We start from the raw sequence: 20336 nt of genomic DNA, 5'->3' as shown, positions 1-20336 counted from the left end.
AGGAGCTCTACGAATATATAACAACAGATTAATTTAAATGTTTGTGGAAAAAGCCCATCATGGCCTTATAGAATTCTATCTGATTTTCCTCTTTTCCGAAACCATGGCCCTCATCATACTTTACCATATAAGGAACATCAACACCCTTATCACGTAAAGCTTTTACAATCTGGTCCGCTTCTGCAATTTTCACCCTCGGATCATTCGCCCCTTGAACCACAAATAATGGAGCCTTAATTTTATCTACATGAAATATTGGTGAAACCTCTTTAGCAATTTCTGCCTCTTTGGGATCATCCAGATCATACCACACTTGATAAAGCATCTCTTTGTAAGGTTTCCAATATTCAGGAATGGAACTCATCAAGGTAAAGATATTAGAGACCCCAACATAATCAACCCCCGCTTTATATAAGTCTGGAGTTTTGGTCAATCCCCTTAAAACAGCATAACCTCCATGAGAACCTCCATAGATAGCCACATTATCTTTATCTATCCAACCTTGGTCAATGACATATTTTATTCCATCTTCCACATCATCCATAGCTTTTCTACCAATCTCCTTGAAACCAGCCTTTAAAAAGTCCTTACCATAACCTCCTGACACTCGGAAGTTCACCTGCAAAGTTGCAAAGCCATGGGCTGCAAACAATTGTGCCTCGGGATTGAAACCCCAGCTATCCCGAACCCCTTGTGGTCCACCATGTGGATTGACGATCAATGGAACTTTTTTACCTTCCAAGGCTTCTTTTGGCAAGGTTATATAACCATGCATAGTCAGCCCATCCCTTGATTTAAAGGATATCGGACGCATTTCTGACATATCCGCTTCCTTCAACTGCGGCATCAAATCATAAAGCAAGGTGATCTTTTTGGTTCCCGCATCCAAGTGATAGTACTTTCCATACAGCTTATCGCTTTGGACAACAACCAAATATTGATCTTCCTTATCGGTCTTACCAACAATGGAATATTCATAATTCGGGAATTCTTTCTTAAATAAGGAATATATGCCCTTGAAAGTCTCACTCTTTGGTTCAATTTCTACTTTTTCTCCCTCATATCCCACATAGTCAAGTTCCCAATTTCTATTCCTGGAAAGACCTAAAATAGTGGCATCATAATCCGGATTGGAATAGATTTCTTTAATCAATTTCTTCTTGCCTAGATCATACAAGACTATCCTTGCCTTATCTGAATCTAGATTAGTCAAAACATAAGCCTCGTCTGGATTCTTGGACGCATAGTTAAAAGACAAAATTGAAAAAGTATCATACCAGTTTGTGGTTCCAAACAATTCAAACTCAGTTTTTCCATTTGGTTTATAAAAAAACTGGGTATTGATGCCATTTTGCATCTTGGCATATCCCCGTAAGTTTCCATCTTTATCAAACTCGTACCCTACGATGGCATTCTCCGGATCTGTATTGGTAAATAACTTCTCCATTTCACCCGTCTGCACATTGACCTTGTACGGTTCGAAAACTTGCTTATTATCCTTGTTCATCTGGATAATGATAATATCCTTCTGTTCCTTCAGCATATTCAGGATCCCTGCCTGAACACCTTCAAATGGTGTAAGATCAATATTTTTCGTACCATCAATATTGACGGCATATAAATGGTAATTTTCATTCCCGCCTTGATCCATAATATAAACCAAGCGTTCATCATTTACCCAGCCCATTCCGCGGATCAGTTCATCCTTCTCTTCGATGGCCCTAACTACTTTACCAGTAGCAACTTCCTTCACCATGACATGACGTTTATTGTTGGCATCTTTTTCACGGTAGGAGATGTATTTACCATTCGGAGACAAAGCAAAACTTGAGGATTTAGGCTTTGCAAAATAGTCCTCTACCTTATACTTGTAATTTCCATTTCCCAGTTCGATCAATTTCGCCAATTCAGCTTCCGTAGAAACCAAACTTGGATCTCCAGGTTTGCTGATCTTGGTCTTTGCCAATTTCAAAGGAAACTCCATTCCTCCTTGCTTAAATTTCCCCTCGATGGATTCCCCCTTGAGCTCACCTTCATAGGCTATGCCTGCTTGTTCCATCGCTAAGTTAAGCTTGTTGTTCTCGAACTTCACCGTAGACATAGGCAATCCCGATGCTCCTTGAGCAGGAACATCCATTGTTGCCGATAAATTTCCATCTTTATCACTGATGTGGAAGATCATCTCCATTTTGGTCCCTTGGACCTCGAGCTCCCCTTTCCAATCACCAGCAACCTGTGCTTTTGTGCTAATCATACTCAAAAGTACAAACAGCAGTGTGAATAATTTTTTCATAATCCATTTTTAATTTGTTAGTGTATAAAATTAACATATTGTTACAATATTTTCGATTAATAATCTATTCTTTTCGCAGAGCTTCTAACGGAGAACGGTTGATGACTGACAAACTGTTGATCAAACCAATCAGAACCGTCAAGCCAACGATCAAAAACATCAATAAAGCGATCATACCAATGGACGGCACAAATACACTTTCAAATACAAAAATAGCTAATAAGTAACTCGCTAGTAGCGAAATAATAATTCCAGTCAATGCAGAGAGCAAGCCTAAAAACAAATACTCGCTAATGGTAATTAAATAGATCTGCTTTCTACTCGCTCCCAAGGTCCGTAACAGGACATTCTCTCGAATCCGCTGGAACTTGCTGATCCGCACAGAAGATATCAATACAATGATCCCCGTTAGGATACTGAAGGCCCCCATAAACTGAATGATGAAAGCAATTTTATCTAAGATTTCTTGCAAGACCGTCAAAACCGCATTCATATCGATCACGGAAACATTAGGATAATTATTGACGATCTTCTGTTGAAATTTACTGGATTCCAATTCTGTTGGCACCTTGGTCATCATCAGATAAAACTGCGGGGCTTTATCAATACTTCCCTTTGCAAAAACAACCCTGAAATTAGACTGGAACCGATTCCAGTCCACCTGTCGGATACTGCTCACTTTTGCAGGAATGATCAAACCTTGAACATTAAAGGACAACCTATCTCCTACCTTTACCTTGATATTATCCGCATAATTTTGATCCAAGGAAACCAAAGCTGTATCATTACTCCCTACAGTTCCAGCCCATTTGCCCGATGTAACCCTTTCAGAAGCTGTTAGTGAGTCTCGATAAGTAGCACGGATCTCTCCACGAAAGGCCCTAGAAGAAACTTCCTGGCTGGTATCTGCAACGACATCCTTCAGCGTTACACCATTTACACTTTGCAATTGCATGGTGACAACGGGAACAGATTCTAAGATGGGATAACCCTCGGCTTTCGCCATCTCCGAAAGCGATTCGCGTTGCGAAGGTTGAATGTCAAACATCAGCATATTCGCCTGGCTCTGTTCGGAAGATATTTTCACCCGATTAATCAATAAATCTTGCACCAGGAACATGGTGGAAATCAACGCAGTTCCTAAACCGATGGAGATCATCAATATCACGGTTTGATTATTAGGTCGGTAAAGGTTGGACAAACCCTGGCGCCATAAATACGGCCAACCTTTTGGAAAGAATTTCTTGATCAAATAGGTGAACGCCTTGGCTACGCCATACAGCAGTAAAAAAGTAATGCCTACTCCAGCTACAAATACCAATGTCTGCACCCAGTCAGCCATTTGAAGCCTTGCAAATCCCGTAATAAAGACCAAGATCAAAAGATAGACCCACCAGCTCATCTTGTCCTTAAACATGCTTTCCTCTTTATCAGAGATCCGTATGGAGTTTAAAGGAGAAATATTACGAACCGCTAATAGAGGCAATAAGGCAAACAAAACTGCAATGACTATCCCCAATCCTATTCCTTCTATTATGGCAAGCCAAGAGACTCCAGTGGTTAAACTTACCGGGATCACATCTTGCATGACTACAGGAATCAGGTATTGGATCAGAGATCCCAAGATTGCTCCAATTATACCACCGATTAATCCAATGCCCGCAAATTGAACCAAAAAGATATAAAAGGCCTGTTTAGCTGTGGTACCCAAACAACGCAATACCGCAACGGACAATAACTTTTCACGAACGTAGATTTGAACAGAACTTGAAACCCCAATACAACCTAACAATAAAGCCACAAATCCCACCAACTCCATGAAACTCGCCATGTCCGCAAAGGACCTACCGGTGTTTTCTTTAGTGGTTTGTATAGTGGATGCCCTTAACTGCAATTCGGTGATCTTTTTGTCTAGTTTTTCGACCTCCCTATCGACCGCAAAGTTTTTAGGTAATTTAAAATAATAATGGTATTCAATCCGGCTACCTTTCTGTTGCAAACCAGAATTCGCTAATTGTGCTATGGGCACAAAGACAGATGGCGCCATGGCTCCCGCAATGGCAGCTTGGCCAGGTTGTGAAAGAACATTTCCTAGGATTTGATAACTATTGTTGCCAAGGTGAACGGAATCCCTAACCGCAGCATTAAATTGCAGCAAAAGGGAATTCTCTACATAGACCCCGGCTTTATTACCAAAATCCTGATAGCTGTCTGTTGGACTTGTCTCCACTTTGCCATAAAATGGATAGTTACCTTCTATGGCACGTACTTGAACCAATCGAGAACCATCAGCCTTAGGAAAACGGATCATCGACATAAACCGTTCTTCCTTCGCATAATCTTCGCTCAAACCTTTCAAAGAGTCAATAAACTTCATGGCCTCCTCTGAAGGTTCCCTTCTGCTTTCCAGCTCCAGGTCCGCCCCTATCAATTCGGCGGCCTGCGAGTCGATATCCTTCTTGAGATTCACATTAAAGGAATTCATCGCCACGAGGGCAGCAATCCCTAAAATAATGGAGGAAATAAAGAGGAATAACCTCGATCTATTTTTACGGCTATCCCGCCATGCCATCAACAATATCCAGCGCCAATTCATTGGATCTTCCCTCCCTTGATTGGAATTATCTTTTGTGTTTTGGCGGCTAAATCTAAGTCGTGGGTCACGATAACCAAGGTAGTGCCAGACTCCTTATTCAATTGGAATAACATATCTTCAATGATGGCACTGGTCTCCGCATCCAGGTTCCCCGTTGGTTCATCGGCAAATAAAATCTTTGGTTTATTGGCAAAAGCCCTTGCTAAGGATACCCGCTGCTGTTCTCCACCCGAAAGTTGTGAGGGGTAATGGTCCGCACGGGCAGAAAGCCCTACCTTTTCCAATAATTCCAAAGCCTCCTTTTGCTTATTTCTCATGCCCCGCAATTCCATTGGGACCAATACGTTTTCCAACGCAGTCAGGGTCGGCAATAATTGAAAATTCTGGAAAACAAAGCCAACATGCTCATTTCGAACTTGAGCTAATTTATCTTCGCTCAAACCCGTTAATTTTATTCCGTTCAGAATGATGTCTCCTTCCGAACTCTGATCCAGACCAGCACACAGACCTAATAAGGTTGTCTTTCCGCTGCCCGAGGGACCTACAATAGAAACGGTAGAACCTTCTTCTATTTCGAAATTGATATCATTTAAAACAGGAATTTTATGGTCTCCGATTTGATAATTCTTGAAGACATGCTGAACTTGTAGGATCATAGTAGATGACATATCTAATAAATTTATAGATTATTTTTAATTAAATTAGCTTTATGAATCACATCAAATCCTTAATATCAGCCGTTTTCGTTGTTTTTTTACTTGCATCTTGCAATAATTCCAGTCCACAGCAGAATTCCCAGGCTCCTTCAGACAGCACATCGCAGGATACTGCCAAAACAGAAAGCTCTAAACGTATCTTGTTTTTTGGTAATAGTCTGACCGCAGGACTAGGACTTGATGATCAAACAGAAGCTTTCCCCGCCTTGATCCAGGCAAAAATAGATTCCTTGGGTTTAGGCTATACTTGTATCAATGCCGGCCTGAGTGGTGAAACCTCTGCAGGAGGAAAAGATAGGATCGACTGGCTCTTAAAGGATAAGATTGATGTATTCGTACTAGAATTAGGGGCGAATGATGGCCTTCGTGGAATATCTCCAGATGCCACTTATCAAAACCTCAACGAGATTGTCAACAAAGTCAAAAAAGCCTATCCCGATTGTAAGCTTGTTCTTACCGGTATGATGGTCCCACCAAGCATGGGCGATCAATACTTTAAGGATTTTGCAGCCATATTCCCAAAATTAGCCAAAGAACAGAATATGACCTTAGTGCCCTTTCTGCTCGATAAAGTTGCCGGAATCCAAAGCCTTAACCAAGGCGATGGCGTCCATCCCACAAAAGAAGGCCAACAAATCTTAGCAGAAAACGTCTGGACACATTTAAAAACGATATTGTAGGAATGTGGGTTCGACAGTTATGCGGCGATTTGAACCAGGATTAATGGGATGCGGAGTTCGGCTCCGCTCACTCACCGGATGGACCAAGATCTGGGTTTGAAAGTGGCCTCCAAGACTATATTTGCCCACAATTCCGTAGGGGCGTATCGCATACGCCCGCCGCATATATTGAACAAATAAAAGGTTTGCATCCCACTGGTGGAGGGGCATCATAACTCCGCTCACCCGACGACCAAAATCATCCCGATGGTTTAGCGGAGTCGAAACCCGGCACAGGATTTTGGTGATTTTTATACGACCGCTGATTTGAACCAGGATTCCTTCCTCCGCTATCCTTCCACTCTCCCCCATAAAAAAAGGATTCCCATTCCGGAAATCCTTTAATTAAAAAATTTAAAAAACAACTAAAATTTGTATTGAAACAACCTTATTTAAGAAAAACTTGTTGGTGTAATTGGTTGATATCGATATCAGGGAACTGCTTATCAAAATCAATTGCCATATCCAAAGAATCCAATTGACCATCAGCATTGGAATCCCATTCCATAGAAACATAATATTTAATGGAATCGCCTTCTTGGACTTCTGGCTTGATCATGGTTTGATGATCCATCGGGATTTCAAAATCCACTGTAAAAGGCACCTGTGCAGCCTCAAATTCTACCTCATCTATCATAGTCGCTGATACATCGGCCACATTGGCTGGAACCGCAAACAACTTCACTTTTCCTTTGGTATTCTGGATTACAGAATCTTGTTGACCAACAAATTCAACGGTCAACAATTGGGGTCCTTTGACAACTTCTCCTGATCCCTTCAGGCCACAGCTACTGAAGACCAAGGCACAAAGACCACAAAAAACGATTAATTTTCTCATAACTTAATTATTTTAACGGTTAAATATAGTTTAAATTCTAATAACTCAAAGAAAGTTTTATTAGTTTAACAAAAACCTAACATAAATGTTTTTTGTTTTATTCCATAAGTCGCTGAGGAACAGAATTAAGCCCATAAAAAAGGAGAACCTTGATCTGCCGAAGCAAATCAAGGTTCTCGCAAGGATAATTTAATATATAAACGGAGCGGAAAAATATCTCATCTAACTAGCCAAATTGGCCTGTGATGTAATTGGCGGTTACCTCATTGACAGGATTACCAAAGATCTGCTTAGTCAATCCTTCCTCTTTCACTTCACCCAAATACATAAATACTGTTTTGTCGGCAATACGTTGCGCCTGTTGCATATTATGCGTTACAATGACAATCGTATATTTTTCTTTTAAGTGCATGATCAACTCTTCGATTTTCAAGGTGCTCACCGGATCCAATGCCGAACACGGTTCATCCATCAAAATTACCTCAGGACGAAGAGCTACCGCACGTGCTATACATAAACGTTGCTGTTGACCACCTGATAACCTGGTTGCAGGCATTTTCAAATCATTCTTCACCTCTTCCCATAAGAATGCTTCTCGCAAAGCCTTTTCAATAATGGCTTTATCATGCGGCAAATTATTGATCTTTAAGCCATAAGCTATATTCTCATAAATACTTTTAGGAAATGGATTCGCCTTTTGGAACACCATCCCGATTCGCTTTCTGATTTCCGTAACAGGAACTGCTCTGGAGTAAAGGTCTAGGTCCTCCAATTTTAAAGATCCTGTGATCTTGGCATCAGCCGAAAGGTCATGCATTCTATTGAAAGAACGCAATAAAGTACTCTTTCCGCATCCTGATGGCCCAATCAAAGCCGTAATTTCATTTTCAGCAAACTGCACGTTGACATTATTCAGCACATGCTTGGTACCGAAACTGATGTTTAGATTTTCTGCGGATAACTTAGTTTTCATTTTTTCTGTACTTATAACGAATATAAAATGCGGTCAGGTTCAGCAAGAACACCACAATGATTAAGACAAGGGCCGTTCCATAAGCTATTGGGCGGACTTCGTCAATGGATTGATGCTGGGTTGACAACATATATAGATGATATGGCAAAGCCATAAATTCTTGGTTGATATAGGCACTGGTACCATTGATATAGAAAGCGGCTCCAGTAAATAAAATGGGAGCTGTTTCCCCTGCAGCCCTGGACAGGGTCAATACCACACCGGTCAAGATTCCTGACATGGCAGAAGGAATGATTACGTCTTTGATGGTTTCAAATTTCGTAGCTCCTACTGCTAAAGCAGCTTCACGGGTTGAATTTGGAATACGCATCAAAGCCTCCTCTGTTGTAGTAATGATATAAGGCAAAGACAACAGACCTAAAGTTAATCCGGCAGCAATTAAAGAAGTGCCAAAATGCATGGCCTGTACAAATAATGCCAGTCCAAAAAGTCCATAAATAATCGATGGAACCCCTGAAAGGTTACGGATGGAGGCACGAATGGTCCTAGTCAACCAACTATCTTCCGCATATTCCTGAAGATAAATGGCACAGGCAACGCCAAATGGAATGGAAAATAAGGCCGTAATCAAGGTCAATAACACCGTTCCGATCACTGGCGTTAAGATCCCGCCCTTAGTCATACCATCAGATGGCACCTTCGTTACAAAATCCCATGATAATTGGCTAGCGCCTTTAGATACGATCTCCCAAATCACCACCACCAGGAAGAAACACACCAACAAGGTACTGGTCAATAAAGTACCCCATTCTATGATACTTGATAATCTAAGTGTTCTACGCTGCATGATATTTTCTGAATCGGTTAATAAAATATTCGCCTAACATATTTGCCGCAAGTGTCATAATGAATAAAACGGTTGCAATGGCATATAATGCGAAATAATGTGTCGTTTGATAAGGAACCTCTCCCATTTCAATTGCAATGGTTGCGGTCATGGTTTTCACGGAATCAAACATACTGGTTGGTAAGATGGAAGCATTACCTGTGGCCATCAATACGGTCATGGTTTCACCGATCGCCCGGCCCACGCCTAGCATCACGGCGGCAATAATACCGGGAGCAGCTGCTGGAATAACCACTTTGCAAAGGGTCTGCCATTTAGTAGCCCCTACCCCGTAGCTGGCTTCTTTATAAGTCTTCGGCACCGCATGAATAGCATCCTCCGCGACCGTAATAATGGTCGGTAAAGCCATTACTGCCAATAGTATGGCACCATTCAAGGCATTTAAACCATTGGAAAGATCAGCCAAACTCGCAATTCCTGGGCTCACGACCACGATTCCTAAGAAACCGATAACCACCGATGGAATTGCAGCCAGCATTTCAATAGCTGGTTTCAAGAAATTCTTCAACTTCGGACTTGCATATTCAGCAATAAAGGCAGCTGTACCAATCCCTAGTGGAATGGCAATCAACATTGCCCCAAAAGTTACGATCGTGGTACTAATGATTAATGGAAGCATTCCGTATTTGGGATTCTTTCCAGTAGGGTTCCATTCCATACCTGTAATAAAATCCAATGGCTTGACATCCAAGAAAAATGAAAAGGAATTGTAAATCAACATGGCTAGTATCCCGCCCAGTAAAGCCAATACCAAAAACCCTGTGGCCTTGAAAACGAATTTGAAAAAAACGTCCAAGGATAATCTTGCTCTATATTTCATTTTTTTGATTTTCTAAGATGTAATAACCATGGTCTTCAATCAATACTCTACCTGCAGGGCTGCGTTCGAAATTGATAAATGGGCGTACCTTTTCCCAAGATTTTGTCAGGATAAATTGGTACAACGGTCTCTGAAAGTAATAAGTCCCGTTATTGATGGCATCCTGGTCCAAAGGTGAAATGGAATGGGATGCTTTATCCTTTTTGATTTTTAATATTTTGATCCCTTGGGCTTCTTGAGGATCGGGAGAAACATATCCCGCTCCTACATAACCAATACCAGTCTTATCGGCTTTGACCCCTTCAATGATCTGCGCATTACCTGTCATCTCCTTTGCCGTATTGGCAAATTCAATCTTCAGTTTCTTTTTTACAAAGGAATGGGTACCGGAGCTGGACTGACGACCATAAATATTGACTGGATAATCGACTTCGGATACTTCCGACCAATTTTTTATGCTACCATCCATGATTTTTGCCAAGGTTTCAACATCTATGGAATCCATCGGCAAATCCTTATGGACTATAAATGCGGTAGCATCTTCGGCGAAAACAACGGTTTTGATATCGATGTTTTTGTCCTTGAATTGCTGCACCTCTTCTTCAGACAGTGGTCTGGAAGAATTGGCAATATCGGCCTGACCATTCATCAAAGAAGTAATGCCCAATCCTGATCCTCCCCCAGATATAGCAATACTGAAAGTTGGATCCAGCTTGGTGAATTTCTCTGCAAGATTAACCGCTAAGTTGACCTCCGTATCAGAACCCTTCATCTTGATGGAGTTGGAATTATTACTACATGAATAGAAAAATGTAGTACCTAACAAAGTTAGGATTGGGAAAATGCGAATTATACTATTTCTCATCCCCACAAAAATGAAAATTAAGAATTAACAAATTATTAAGCCAATATTAACGAATATGCATATTGATATTTTTGTGTAAAGGAATTGTAAAATTAACATTAAGATAAGCTTCTATTCTATTGTATTTGGCCAATTTTTTTTCAATTACTTTCGAAAATTTATTATACCGAAAAATTAACCATGAATTTGAGCCGCTCCCATCGGGCCTGAATTATTAAGATCTTTTATCGGAAGAATATCTTATTTTTTTAATAAAATTTAATATTTTGCATCAAAACACTAACCAAATTAATGAGCCACGGAAAACTACGTGAAGATAAAACCTGCTTAAATTGCGGTCACTTCGTCGAAGAAAGATTCTGCCCACATTGCGGACAGGAAAACACGGAAAACAGACAGCCTTTTCATTATCTATTCACCCATTTTTTTGAAGATTTCACCCATTACGATGGCCAATTCTGGAAGACCATGAAATACCTGATGTTCTATCCAGGTAAATTGACGAAAATCTTCCTCTCTGGTAAAAGACAAGGATATGTACCGCCGGAAAAACTATATATCTTCATTTCCTTTGTTACTTTCTTTATTGCTTCCTTCGTAGGTACCAACAGCCACTCTAAAAATTCAGGTAATGTGTCGCTTGATTCTTTACAGAAGGAAATCCTCAAAAAGGAAATCAATCAGGATCTTTTAGGAAATGGAAGCAATGGCGTTCTGGACTCTTCAAAATTAAATTCGCAATTGGATCGAGTCTTTAGATTGGATAGCATACAAAACGACCCAGATGCAGATTTAAGCAAAACCAAGTTGTTTGATTTTAACTCCTTAGCTGAATACGACTCAATCTCCCTCGATAATCCGTCCTTTATCCGAAAGATTTTCAGGCCTTACGTAAATAAATACTTCGAACTGAAGGATAAACAGGTTCCTTTAAATAAAATCGCTCAAAGTTTCGTTTCGATCTTTATGCATACTTTCCCGAAGGCACTGTTCTTCTATCTTCCGATATTTGCATTTATTCTCTATTTATTCCATAATAAGAAGAAATGGTGGTATTACGACCATGGCGTGTTTACGCTTCACTATTTTTCCTTCTTGCTCATGATCGCAACCTTATTCCTGATCATGAACCTGATTGAACCTAGCCTTCATGCTTATGTCTGGTTCAATCACCTCTCCACTTGGATCTATACCATAGCAATGATCTATGCAGGCATCTATTTCTTTATTGCCCATCATCGTTTTTATGCCACACGGAAAAGAAGGAGCATCTTGATAGGGATTTTGGTGTTCATTGTCAATTCCTTTGTATTCTCCATATTATTGATGATACTGGTCAGCATTTCACTATTGCTTATCCATTAATCAAAAATACAGTCATAAACAAAAACCGCCCACAGAATTTCTAGGGCGGTTTTTTAATATTACATTGTTGTTGTATGCTATTTTAGGCCGATTTCTAATCCTCAAAAAATTAACATTAGAGATCTTTTAGTTCCTACGTTTTACAGGATAAGCAAATTCTGACAATTGCATAATGCTATCATCAGTTTGTTCTTGTGAAAAAGCTACCGAAAGAAGCCATGCTCCTAATAAAGTAGATTCGATTTTCATAGTGTAACCAGCTTAAGGTATAGTTGCGAAATTAACAATGCTTTATTAAGAGAACATTAATAACATGTTGTCAATTAATTAAGAAAATTAAAGTTTTTTACATTTTTAACTTTCTCTTTTTTAAGGAATTTTTATAAAAACAAGGTCGAAGAGTTAGAGATTTTTTGTTGGAAATCGTATTGGTCTTATTCGAGGCACATTCCGAATTTTCCGAATATGCCTCGAATGAAACCAAAGCTTGGGTCGGTTGGAAACTTGAACTTGGAAAGGGTTCGACAATGCTGGTGGGTTGGAAACGTATGGTGCTTTTGAACCAGGATGGATAGGATAAGAGGATGGGCCAAGATCTGGGAGGGAACCAGGATGGGCTCCGCCTCCGCTCAGCCAACATGGATGAGAGGAAGGCCAAGATCTGGGAAGGAACCAATTACTTACAGTTCTTCAATCTTAGATTGAAGATGACAAGATCTTTGGGAGGAGAACCGAACAGATTCTTCACAATTCGTTCAGAATTGAAAGTGCTATTTTCTTTTTGAAGTGTATATCTTGGTCTATCCTCCCATCCTTTCCATCCTGGTTCAATTCATAATCTTGGTCTATCCTCCTATCCTTCCCATCCTGGTTCAATTCATAATCTTGGTCTATCCTCCTATCCTTTCCATCCTGGTTCAAAAAAAGCAACCCATTCTGGGTTGCTTTTTTTATCATTTCCTGCTATTCCTTAAGGCTTGACCACTGTCCAGCCTTCGTTGTTTAGAATGACGAGTTCTCCATTGCCGCTTGGGGTGTACCCAATAAAATCAAAAAGTTCATCTTTTTTGTACCCTCTTTCATCCAAGGAATTCAGGCATTGTACGACGCGGACCCCTTTATCGATAAGGCCTAAAAGCTGTTCTTCGTATTTATTGTCTTTACGCATTACCTCTGTACCTCCGGAGAATGTTACCAATTCCACTTCCAATTTTCCGCTTAAGCGAGGATCCTTGAGAAGGTTATTGATATTTCTAAAAGCTTTCTTGACAATATCCGGATTATCGGTATCCAATTGATACACGGCTTTGTAATGTTCTTTTTGCGTTTCTGCACCTGTATATTGTTGATTTTTAGCGATCAGCTCTTCGCGCGTTTGGCCGAAGGCATCATCTGCATGTAATCCTGCTAGTAGCACCATAATTATTATGTATTTCATTGATGTTATCTTTCGTTTTCTTTCGTTAGATCGATTAATCCCTGCTTAAGCTTTTCAGACTTAAAATCCATCATGCCGACCTGCTTACCGATGATATCTCCATTTTTGGCAAGGATTACGGTCATTGGAATAGAATTGGACATTAGTTCTTCAGGTAGTTCTGATCCAACGGTATACAATGGCAAGGTATATTTGTTCTTTGCCATAAATTTGGCTGCCTTGTCAATATCTTGATCTACTTCAATGGCCATAAAGACGATATCCTTTTCAGATTTCAATTCTTCGTGTAGTTTTTGAAGGGAAGGCATTTCTGCAATACAAGGGGGACACCAAGTTGCCCAAAAGTTCATGACAACGACTTTTCCTTTCAGGTCGCTCAAGGCAACAGTCTCGCCATTGATATTTGTAAAACTTGCTTTCAGGTCATTTTGTTTGCCGACCATTTTCGCTTCTTGGACTTCCTCTGTTTTATCAACTTGTGCAGTAGAATCTGCCGAACCTTCTTTATTGGTTGCCGAGCTACATCCAACTGCAAATAGGGCTAACATAGAGATCCCCAAAATCATTTGCTTCGTTTTCATATTTAAATTTGCTTAGATTATTTTATTATTTGAACTATTTGCCCAGAATTAATTTCTTCTGAACCTTTTTCTATGATCTGATCGGATGGATGTAGATCACCGAATACCTCCATCAGTTTATCCTGAGCCTGCCCTAGAACCACCGGAACACGTTCCACCTTGTTCCCTTCAACTAGCTTTAGGACAAATATTCCGGACTGCGAATTTACCACCGCAGATTGGGGAACAAAAACCGTTGGCCTTTTCCTTTTCAGGTTTAATTGCACATCGGTATAATCTCCACCATTCAACGCTCTACTCTTGTTCGGCACATCAAACTCCAGGGCCAATGATCTAGATACCGGATCGATGACCAAGGCATTGCGTTTCAATTGAGCGGTAAAAACCGTATCTGGCTTGCTCAATACCTTAAACTTTGCCACAGTGCTATCGGAAATTGATTGCGCATGTAATTCAGGCACAACCACTTTCAATTTGAGATTGTTGTTGTCTACCAATTTAAAGAATGGCATTCCCGTATCACCCATCAAAGCTCCAACGGAGAAATTCCTTTGGGTGATGATCCCTGAGAATGGAGCTCTCACCACTAGATATTCACGCATTTGATTTGACTTCTTGTAGGAGAAGTTACTTTCTTCCAAGGCAGCACTATCGCGCAGCATCGAACCATAAGCTTGCTCGTATTCAAGGTCAGAAACTGCTCCAGAGCTCTGGTTCTTCACTTTTTTCAAGCGATCGAAACGGCTTTTGCTCACTTCGAAATTGGCGCTTAATTGTTGGGATTTTGCGCGGTCGGCTGTAGATTGTATATCCATTTCAGGAGCTTCCAATACCGCCAAGATCTGCCCTTTGCTAACCTGATCACCAACATCTACATTGATCTTGCGTACAAAACCCTTGATCTTTGCAAAGACATCCACAGATTCATACGGATGTAATTCAGCAGGCAGCTTCAAGGTATAGGAAGGCTGCTGTTCAATGGGTTGAGTAACCTTTACTGATATGTTCGTATTGGATGGACTCTCCTTTTTAGTATCAGTGTCCTTGCTGTTTGCCTGGCAACCAGCCAATAACAAGATAAGTCCGAATATGCTAAGTTTTTTCATCGTTTATTTCTCTAAATAAAATTTGCTATTTGAATCATCCGGATCCAATGATGGTGATCCATAAGATGCTTTGTTCATGATAAGACTGAAAATCAATGGGATGATCAACAAAATGGTAAAGGTTGAGCTGATCAAGCCTCCGATTACGGCTTGTCCTAATGGCGCCACCTGTTCACCGCCATCTCCCATTCCCAATGCCATTGGAGTCATACCTGCAAGCATGGCCAATGCGGTCATCAAAATAGGTCGGAACCTAGATTTGGCCGCCAATAAAGCAGACCTCGAGGCAGACAGGTTCAGTTTCTTTCTATACCATTCTGCCTGATTAATCAGGAGGACAGCATTGGAAACTGATACACCGATGGACATGATGATACCCATATAGGATTGTAGGTTCAAGGTACTTCCAGAGATCCAGATCATAATCGAGGAACCAGCTATCACTGCAGGGACTACCGATAGGATCACCAAGCTCACTCGAACAGATTGGTAATAAGCCGACATCATAAAGAAAATCACTACAATGGCAATGGACAGTCCCGAGAGCAGTCCGGACAAGGTGTCCTCCAATAAAGTTAAGGTACCTTCTTTCCAGATCCGGGTACCGCGAGGGGCTTCACCCACCCTTTCCAAGGATTCATTAACTGCTTTGTTGGCAGCACCAAGGTCTTTTTCATGGACATCTGCAATAATGCTCACATATCTGTTAGGGCCTCTTCGGTTTACCTGTGCTGGCACTTCATTGGCTGTTATTGTCGCTATGTCTTCCAACAAAGGCGTTGAAGAACCGGCCTTAACAGGAATGGACCTTAGATCTTGCAACGTTTGGATCATGTTTTCAGGTACCTGGACCTGCACTTGGAAAACCAATCCAGATTTAGGATCTACCCACAAGTTCTTGTCTGTAAATCGGGTCGAAGAAGTGGTTGCGGCCAGGTTCCTGGAAACTTCTTGAACCGTTAGGCCAAATTCTGCCAATCTTCTACGATCAATCTTGATATCGATGGTCGGATAATGCAGCGGTTCTGCAATCTGTACATCTTTTAAGAAGGGATAGGTGGTCAATTCTTTTTTGATCTTCTCCGCAAAAGCTTCTGCGTTTTTCAATTGTGCTGAACTTACTTTCACTTCCACCGGAGTCATTGAACCCTGACCAATGATTTTCTCCATCAACTCAATAGGTTCAAAGTTGATCCTAGCTTCGGGATATTTCTCCTTGACATGACTGCGGACAAATTCTTTGAACTCGTCTGTTTTCATCCCTAGTTTTTTCTTATCCAAGGAGAACTGCATTACCGCTTCTCCAGTTGAACTGGTAAACAAGAAAATCGGGTTGATTGGATTGGCAGATGGGTGCATCCCAACAAAAGAAGAGGAAATCTTCAGGCTGTTTTCGGGAAGTTCAGCAACCAAACTCTTGGTCATTGCCTTAACAGTCTCTTCCGTTCTTTCCAATCTGGTACCATCAGGCATGCGCAACCTCAATTGAAAATCCCCACCTTCTGATTTGGGCATGATATCCGTACCTAGAATATTAACAGCTCCAAACACCAAAAACAAGGCTACGACCACATAGAGAATGGATATCAATTTTGACTTTGCAAAATAATAACGAAGCCTATATACGTACTTCACCCCTACTTTATCGACAAAGGACCGTTTATATTTCCCTGCGTGATGCTTCTTGGTCTTCATGATCCAATTGGCCATGATGGGTACGAAGGTTTGGGATGAGATAAAGGAAGCGATCATCGCAAAGGCGACCGCCATGGAAAGTGGCATAAACATATCGCGCGGAATACCTTCCATCATAAATGCAGGGGTCAGTACCGCCAAGATACTCAGCAAGATCAGCAATTTTGGAGCTGATATTTCCAACAGGGCATCCAATATGGCTCGGGCCTTTTTCTTTCCGAGTTCCATGTGCTGGTGAATATTCTCAATGGTTACCGTGGCTTCATCGACGAGAATACCTATGGAAAGCGCCAAGCCCGACAAGGTCATGATATTTATACTCTGACCAAACATATGCAAGGTAATTACCGCCGTAATAATAGCGATCGGAATGGTCAAAATTACAATGAGTGCACCTCGTGGATCCCGAAGGAAAAGGAATACCATTAAACCCGTCAACAAAGCTCCTAAGGCACCTTCAAAGATCAGATTGGACAATGACCTAGAGATATAGACCGACTGATCGAAGGCATAAGTAATCTTTACTCCTTCAGGGAGAAGGCTTTCCAGCATAGGCAGTGCTTTCTTCAGATTATCAACCGCATCTAAAGTAGATGCATCTGGCTTTTTGATAATAGGTAGATATACCGAACGTTTTCCATTAATAATGGCATAACCTACCGTTTGATCCGCCGCATCCATGACGGTTGCAACATCTCCAATGAGAATGGTCCTGCCATTCAAGGACTTAATAGGAGTCTGTAAAAATTCCTCCACCCCATTGGAAATGGAGTTAATGGGTGCCATCAGGTTTTTATCCCCGATACGCACGTTTCCGGCAGGAGAAGGCATGGAGTTTTTAGTGACAGCCAAGGTCACCTCCTCGGGACTCAAGCCATGGGCCTTCATCTTCTGGGGATCAATATTGACTACCAAACTTCGCATATTACCACCGAAAGGTGCTGGAGCAGTAATGCCTGGGATATTCACAAACATGGGTCGTACTTTCGTAACAGCCATGGTTTGAAGCTCTGTTACCGTATGTTGGTCCGAGTCGAAAACCAATTGGCCGACTGGCAGGGAACTACCATCAAAGCGGACCACCATTGGCGGTACAGCACCGGAAGGCAGGAATCCCATGGCCCTAGAAACCTGCATACTGATTTCAGCAGATGCTTGGGACATATCCGTTCCAGGATAGAAGGTTAATTTCATCAAGGACAATCCTTGTACACTCTTGAAATCCAACTCTTTGACTCCATTTACAAAGAGCAACACTTTTTGGAATTCATTGGCCATAAAACCATCCATATAAGCTGGAGAAAGCCCACCATAAGGCATGGCTATATACATGGCTGGAGATTCAATCTCCGGGAATATATCGACTTTAATCTTTTTGATAACCGGCCATGAAAAATAGGCAATCGCGAAGATGACCATGATGATGGCGATCGGTTTTCTTAAAGCAAAACGTATTAAATTCATAGTATTCTTTAAAAATGAGTAAACAACTGACTGAAATCTGCTTGTTGGTAGCTTTTATTAACCATCAGATTCCAGTAATTCAAATAAGCCGTCAGGTTCTGTCGCTCCGTTTGTAGGAGGATTTCCTGGACCTGCAACAACTCCGAAAGGTTTATCAAACCACCTTCATAGCGGGCCTTATAGAGTTGATAGGCATCTTCTGCCTGTTGTCTACTGATATTCGATTCCTTAATACCATCAGCAGCAGCTGATATCTCGGCATTCAGCTGATTTAGGTTGCTATTGATTTCATTCTGTAGCAGCTCCTGTTCAAATAGATTGTTCTGAAGTTTTAGATTATATTGTTTCTTGTCCGACTTGGATCTAAACATATCCTGTAGATTCCAGGTAACTCCTACTCCTACAAAATAGTTATTGGCAAAATCATTATAGATTTCGCCATAGTTTCCATGGACATAACCATTGGCTGTAACACCTGAACTGCGATTTGCCAAGCCTCCCAATAACATCACGCGTGGAAAAAGTTCTTTGCCTTGTTTTTTCTCCAAGAGCGTAAGAGATTCTTCTTCCTTCTTTTTCATCATCAACAAAGGATGCTCAAGGGTACTGGTCTGCTGGCTGCCAATCAATTGTAAAAAAGCTTCTGGATTATTGTTTCCAGCACTTAATACCTCTTCATTGGTAAATTCCTTTAACAAGATCTTAGCACCATTTAATTTCCCTTGAATTTGAAGCAGATTGCTTTCTACATTCTTCAAGGAGGAAGTCGCCAATAAGGTATCTGCACCAGGAACAATACCCGCACGTGCCAAGCCTTTGGTAATATCCACTATGGATTGATAGCGCTCGCTATGCTTTTGGTACCAATCATCCATTACCTGAAAAAACAGAAATTCAATATATCGCCTGGTCAATTTTTGTTGGACGTTATAAGAGAAATCTTGCTCTTTTAATTTAGTGTAGTCAATTTTTGTACTGGAAATATCTTTATCCAGTCCTTTTCTTCCGAAGTTGATCAAATCCCAGTTCATACTTCCCGAAAGAAAATGATTGAAAGTAGAAGAAGCACCATCCAATTGATTAGGACCGGAAATATTCATGATTCCGGGAAGCGGCAGAAAGGCACCAGAGGTTCCTTCAACTGAGCTAAATCCTTGTTGGAATTGGGCTTGGACTTGAGGTTTGTATTTTATCTGTTGGGCAATACTATCCTGTTTTGCCAATAGGATCTGTTGTTTCTGAACTTCAAATCCTTTGTAATAATTCCTTGTTTTATCCCAGAGATCTTGCAGGCTTTGTGCATGGCTATCCATAGCGATGAACAGTCCCAACAGGATCAATAGGCTTTTAAATTTTAAACCCATCTTAAATAGTAAAATTTGAATTGATTAAATGGCTTGGCCGAGCCATTACACAGAAAATTTAGGAATGAACAAGACAGTTCATTTCCAGGCCTACATACATTTGTCCACAGGACAAACTGCTGTCAGGATAGCAATTCTATAAGTTTAAACGACGGAATTGGAGGAATAGATCATTGGAATTGGTCTTTTGGGAATTCCAATGGTAATTTTCTACTTCTTTCCTAGGCAGGAAAGAAAAAAGGATTAAGGCAAGGCTAAACAAAGCAATTACAGCTGGCTGTACTTGAAAATCTTTAACCACGAGATCATGAGCTTTGATTTGCTCATTTGCAACGCTACAATCCACCGCTTCGTAGTCAATCCAAGAATCAGGTTTCGCTGATTTGTTGCTTCTGCTTTCAGTTTTGGTGTCCTGATACAGATTTTGCTTGATTGATGCCTTAATCGGACATGAGGTCAATACAAACAGCAATACAATCCCTAAGACCTTAGCGATAAGGGGAAATTGCTGATTGAACCCGATTGTTGTGTTAAGCATATTCGCAAAGTTATGGCTTCTGGTAGGAAATAAAAAATATTTTAAAAAAGTTACTAAG

The 20336-nt window shown here is 40.9% G+C and carries 18 protein-coding genes; 2 read left to right on the top strand and 16 right to left on the bottom strand.

The window, feature by feature from the left end; all coding sequences use genetic code 11:
• Positions 1-28 precede the first annotated feature (28 nt).
• The 3 genes from CKW03_RS06170 to CKW03_RS06160 all read right to left on the bottom strand — a co-directional run bounded on the left by CKW03_RS06170 (position 29) and on the right by CKW03_RS06160 (position 5557).
• Complete coding sequence (locus CKW03_RS06170) at positions 29-2293, bottom strand: alpha/beta hydrolase family protein (protein ID WP_093095061.1); 2265 nt, start codon at positions 2291-2293, stop codon at positions 29-31.
• 64 nt (positions 2294-2357) lie between these two features.
• On the bottom strand, positions 2358-4889 hold the full coding sequence (locus CKW03_RS06165) for an ABC transporter permease (protein WP_093095059.1): 2532 nt from the start codon (positions 4887-4889) through the stop codon (positions 2358-2360).
• Positions 4886-5557: an ABC transporter ATP-binding protein gene (locus CKW03_RS06160; protein WP_093095058.1), complete on the bottom strand. Its 672-nt coding sequence runs from the start codon at positions 5555-5557 to the stop codon at positions 4886-4888. Before CKW03_RS06160 ends, CKW03_RS06165 begins: the two co-directional genes overlap by 4 nt.
• Positions 5558-5598: 41 nt before the next feature.
• On the opposite strand from CKW03_RS06160, the gene CKW03_RS06155 reads away from it, so the two are divergent.
• Complete coding sequence (locus CKW03_RS06155; RefSeq protein WP_093095057.1) at positions 5599-6285, top strand: arylesterase; 687 nt, start codon at positions 5599-5601, stop codon at positions 6283-6285.
• Between the two features lie 427 nt (positions 6286-6712).
• On the opposite strand, the gene CKW03_RS06145 is transcribed toward CKW03_RS06155, so the two are convergent.
• The 5 genes from CKW03_RS06145 to CKW03_RS06125 form a co-directional block, all read right to left on the bottom strand.
• A complete protein-coding gene (locus CKW03_RS06145; protein ID WP_093095054.1) occupies positions 6713-7162 on the bottom strand; it encodes a hypothetical protein in 450 nt (149 codons plus the stop codon).
• 226 nt (positions 7163-7388) lie between these two features.
• Positions 7389-8135, bottom strand: a complete 747-nt coding sequence (gene pstB, locus CKW03_RS06140) for a phosphate ABC transporter ATP-binding protein PstB (protein ID WP_093095052.1) — start codon at positions 8133-8135, stop codon at positions 7389-7391.
• A complete protein-coding gene (pstA, locus tag CKW03_RS06135; RefSeq protein ID WP_093095049.1) occupies positions 8125-8982 on the bottom strand; it encodes a phosphate ABC transporter permease PstA in 858 nt (285 codons plus the stop codon). The genes pstB and pstA overlap by 11 nt, the downstream gene beginning before the upstream one ends.
• On the bottom strand, positions 8972-9862 hold the full coding sequence (pstC, locus tag CKW03_RS06130) for a phosphate ABC transporter permease subunit PstC (RefSeq protein WP_093095048.1): 891 nt from the start codon (positions 9860-9862) through the stop codon (positions 8972-8974). The genes pstA and pstC overlap by 11 nt, the downstream gene beginning before the upstream one ends.
• Positions 9852-10727 (bottom strand): substrate-binding domain-containing protein, encoded by an 876-nt coding sequence (locus CKW03_RS06125; RefSeq protein WP_093095046.1) that lies wholly within the window; start codon positions 10725-10727, stop codon positions 9852-9854. Before CKW03_RS06125 ends, pstC begins: the two co-directional genes overlap by 11 nt.
• A 291-nt stretch (positions 10728-11018) precedes the next feature.
• Between CKW03_RS06125 and CKW03_RS06120 the strand changes: the two genes are divergently transcribed.
• Positions 11019-12092, top strand: coding sequence for a DUF3667 domain-containing protein (locus CKW03_RS06120; RefSeq protein WP_093095044.1), 1074 nt, complete (start codon positions 11019-11021; stop codon positions 12090-12092).
• Between the two features lie 126 nt (positions 12093-12218).
• On the opposite strand, the gene CKW03_RS20710 is transcribed toward CKW03_RS06120, so the two are convergent.
• From CKW03_RS20710 to CKW03_RS06080, 8 genes are all read right to left on the bottom strand, one after another.
• Positions 12219-12341 carry a hypothetical protein gene (locus tag CKW03_RS20710; RefSeq protein WP_261772023.1) on the bottom strand — a complete coding sequence of 41 codons (123 nt, stop codon included), beginning with the start codon at positions 12339-12341 and terminating at the stop codon, positions 12219-12221.
• A gap of 495 nt (positions 12342-12836) precedes the next feature.
• Positions 12837-13049 (bottom strand): hypothetical protein, encoded by a 213-nt coding sequence (locus CKW03_RS20295; RefSeq protein WP_139185399.1) that lies wholly within the window; start codon positions 13047-13049, stop codon positions 12837-12839.
• Between the two features lie 13 nt (positions 13050-13062).
• Positions 13063-13530: a DsrE family protein gene (locus CKW03_RS06105; RefSeq protein ID WP_093095040.1), complete on the bottom strand. Its 468-nt coding sequence runs from the start codon at positions 13528-13530 to the stop codon at positions 13063-13065.
• 5 nt (positions 13531-13535) lie between these two features.
• On the bottom strand, positions 13536-14111 hold the full coding sequence (locus tag CKW03_RS06100) for a TlpA family protein disulfide reductase (RefSeq protein WP_093095038.1): 576 nt from the start codon (positions 14109-14111) through the stop codon (positions 13536-13538).
• A gap of 17 nt (positions 14112-14128) precedes the next feature.
• Positions 14129-15217 (bottom strand): efflux RND transporter periplasmic adaptor subunit, encoded by a 1089-nt coding sequence (locus tag CKW03_RS06095; protein WP_093095036.1) that lies wholly within the window; start codon positions 15215-15217, stop codon positions 14129-14131.
• Positions 15218-15220: 3 nt separating this feature from the next.
• Entirely contained in the window at positions 15221-18376 is a 3156-nt protein-coding gene (locus CKW03_RS06090) for an efflux RND transporter permease subunit (protein ID WP_093095034.1), read from the bottom strand.
• An 8-nt stretch (positions 18377-18384) separates the two neighbouring features.
• A complete protein-coding gene (locus CKW03_RS06085) occupies positions 18385-19740 on the bottom strand; it encodes a TolC family protein (RefSeq protein ID WP_093095032.1) in 1356 nt (451 codons plus the stop codon).
• 136 nt (positions 19741-19876) lie between these two features.
• Positions 19877-20278 (bottom strand): hypothetical protein, encoded by a 402-nt coding sequence (locus tag CKW03_RS06080; protein WP_093095030.1) that lies wholly within the window; start codon positions 20276-20278, stop codon positions 19877-19879.
• Between the last annotated feature and the right edge of the window lie 58 nt (positions 20279-20336).

It is taken from the genome of Sphingobacterium mizutaii (assembly GCF_900187125.1).
GTDB classification, from domain to species: domain Bacteria; phylum Bacteroidota; class Bacteroidia; order Sphingobacteriales; family Sphingobacteriaceae; genus Sphingobacterium; species Sphingobacterium mizutaii.
Note: the sequence above shows the minus strand (reverse complement) of the source record. Positions and strands in the feature narration are given on the sequence as shown.

Excerpts from the sequence above, each read along its gene's own strand:
- CKW03_RS20710 (WP_261772023.1), bottom strand. The coding sequence starts at position 12,341 with ATGAAAATCGAATCTACTTTATTAGGAGCATGGCTTCTTTCGGTAGCT.
- CKW03_RS06160 (WP_093095058.1), bottom strand. The coding sequence starts at position 5,557 with ATGTCATCTACTATGATCCTACAAGTTCAGCATGTCTTCAAGAATTAT.
- CKW03_RS06100 (WP_093095038.1), bottom strand. The coding sequence starts at position 14,111 with ATGAAAACGAAGCAAATGATTTTGGGGATCTCTATGTTAGCCCTATTT.
- pstC (WP_093095048.1), bottom strand. The coding sequence starts at position 9,862 with ATGAAATATAGAGCAAGATTATCCTTGGACGTTTTTTTCAAATTCGTT.
- pstA (WP_093095049.1), bottom strand. The coding sequence starts at position 8,982 with ATGCAGCGTAGAACACTTAGATTATCAAGTATCATAGAATGGGGTACT.
- CKW03_RS06095 (WP_093095036.1), bottom strand. The coding sequence starts at position 15,217 with ATGAAAAAACTTAGCATATTCGGACTTATCTTGTTATTGGCTGGTTGC.
- CKW03_RS06170 (WP_093095061.1), bottom strand. The coding sequence starts at position 2,293 with ATGAAAAAATTATTCACACTGCTGTTTGTACTTTTGAGTATGATTAGC.
- CKW03_RS06145 (WP_093095054.1), bottom strand. The coding sequence starts at position 7,162 with ATGAGAAAATTAATCGTTTTTTGTGGTCTTTGTGCCTTGGTCTTCAGT.
- CKW03_RS06105 (WP_093095040.1), bottom strand. The coding sequence starts at position 13,530 with ATGAAATACATAATAATTATGGTGCTACTAGCAGGATTACATGCAGAT.
- CKW03_RS06165 (WP_093095059.1), bottom strand. The coding sequence starts at position 4,889 with ATGAATTGGCGCTGGATATTGTTGATGGCATGGCGGGATAGCCGTAAA.
- CKW03_RS20295 (WP_139185399.1), bottom strand. The coding sequence starts at position 13,049 with ATGATAAAAAAAGCAACCCAGAATGGGTTGCTTTTTTTGAACCAGGAT.
- CKW03_RS06125 (WP_093095046.1), bottom strand. The coding sequence starts at position 10,727 with ATGAGAAATAGTATAATTCGCATTTTCCCAATCCTAACTTTGTTAGGT.
- CKW03_RS06085 (WP_093095032.1), bottom strand. The coding sequence starts at position 19,740 with ATGGGTTTAAAATTTAAAAGCCTATTGATCCTGTTGGGACTGTTCATC.
- CKW03_RS06090 (WP_093095034.1), bottom strand. The coding sequence starts at position 18,376 with ATGAATTTAATACGTTTTGCTTTAAGAAAACCGATCGCCATCATCATG.
- CKW03_RS06080 (WP_093095030.1), bottom strand. The coding sequence starts at position 20,278 with ATGCTTAACACAACAATCGGGTTCAATCAGCAATTTCCCCTTATCGCT.
- CKW03_RS06155 (WP_093095057.1), top strand. The coding sequence starts at position 5,599 with ATGAATCACATCAAATCCTTAATATCAGCCGTTTTCGTTGTTTTTTTA.
- CKW03_RS06120 (WP_093095044.1), top strand. The coding sequence starts at position 11,019 with ATGAGCCACGGAAAACTACGTGAAGATAAAACCTGCTTAAATTGCGGT.
- pstB (WP_093095052.1), bottom strand. The coding sequence starts at position 8,135 with ATGAAAACTAAGTTATCCGCAGAAAATCTAAACATCAGTTTCGGTACC.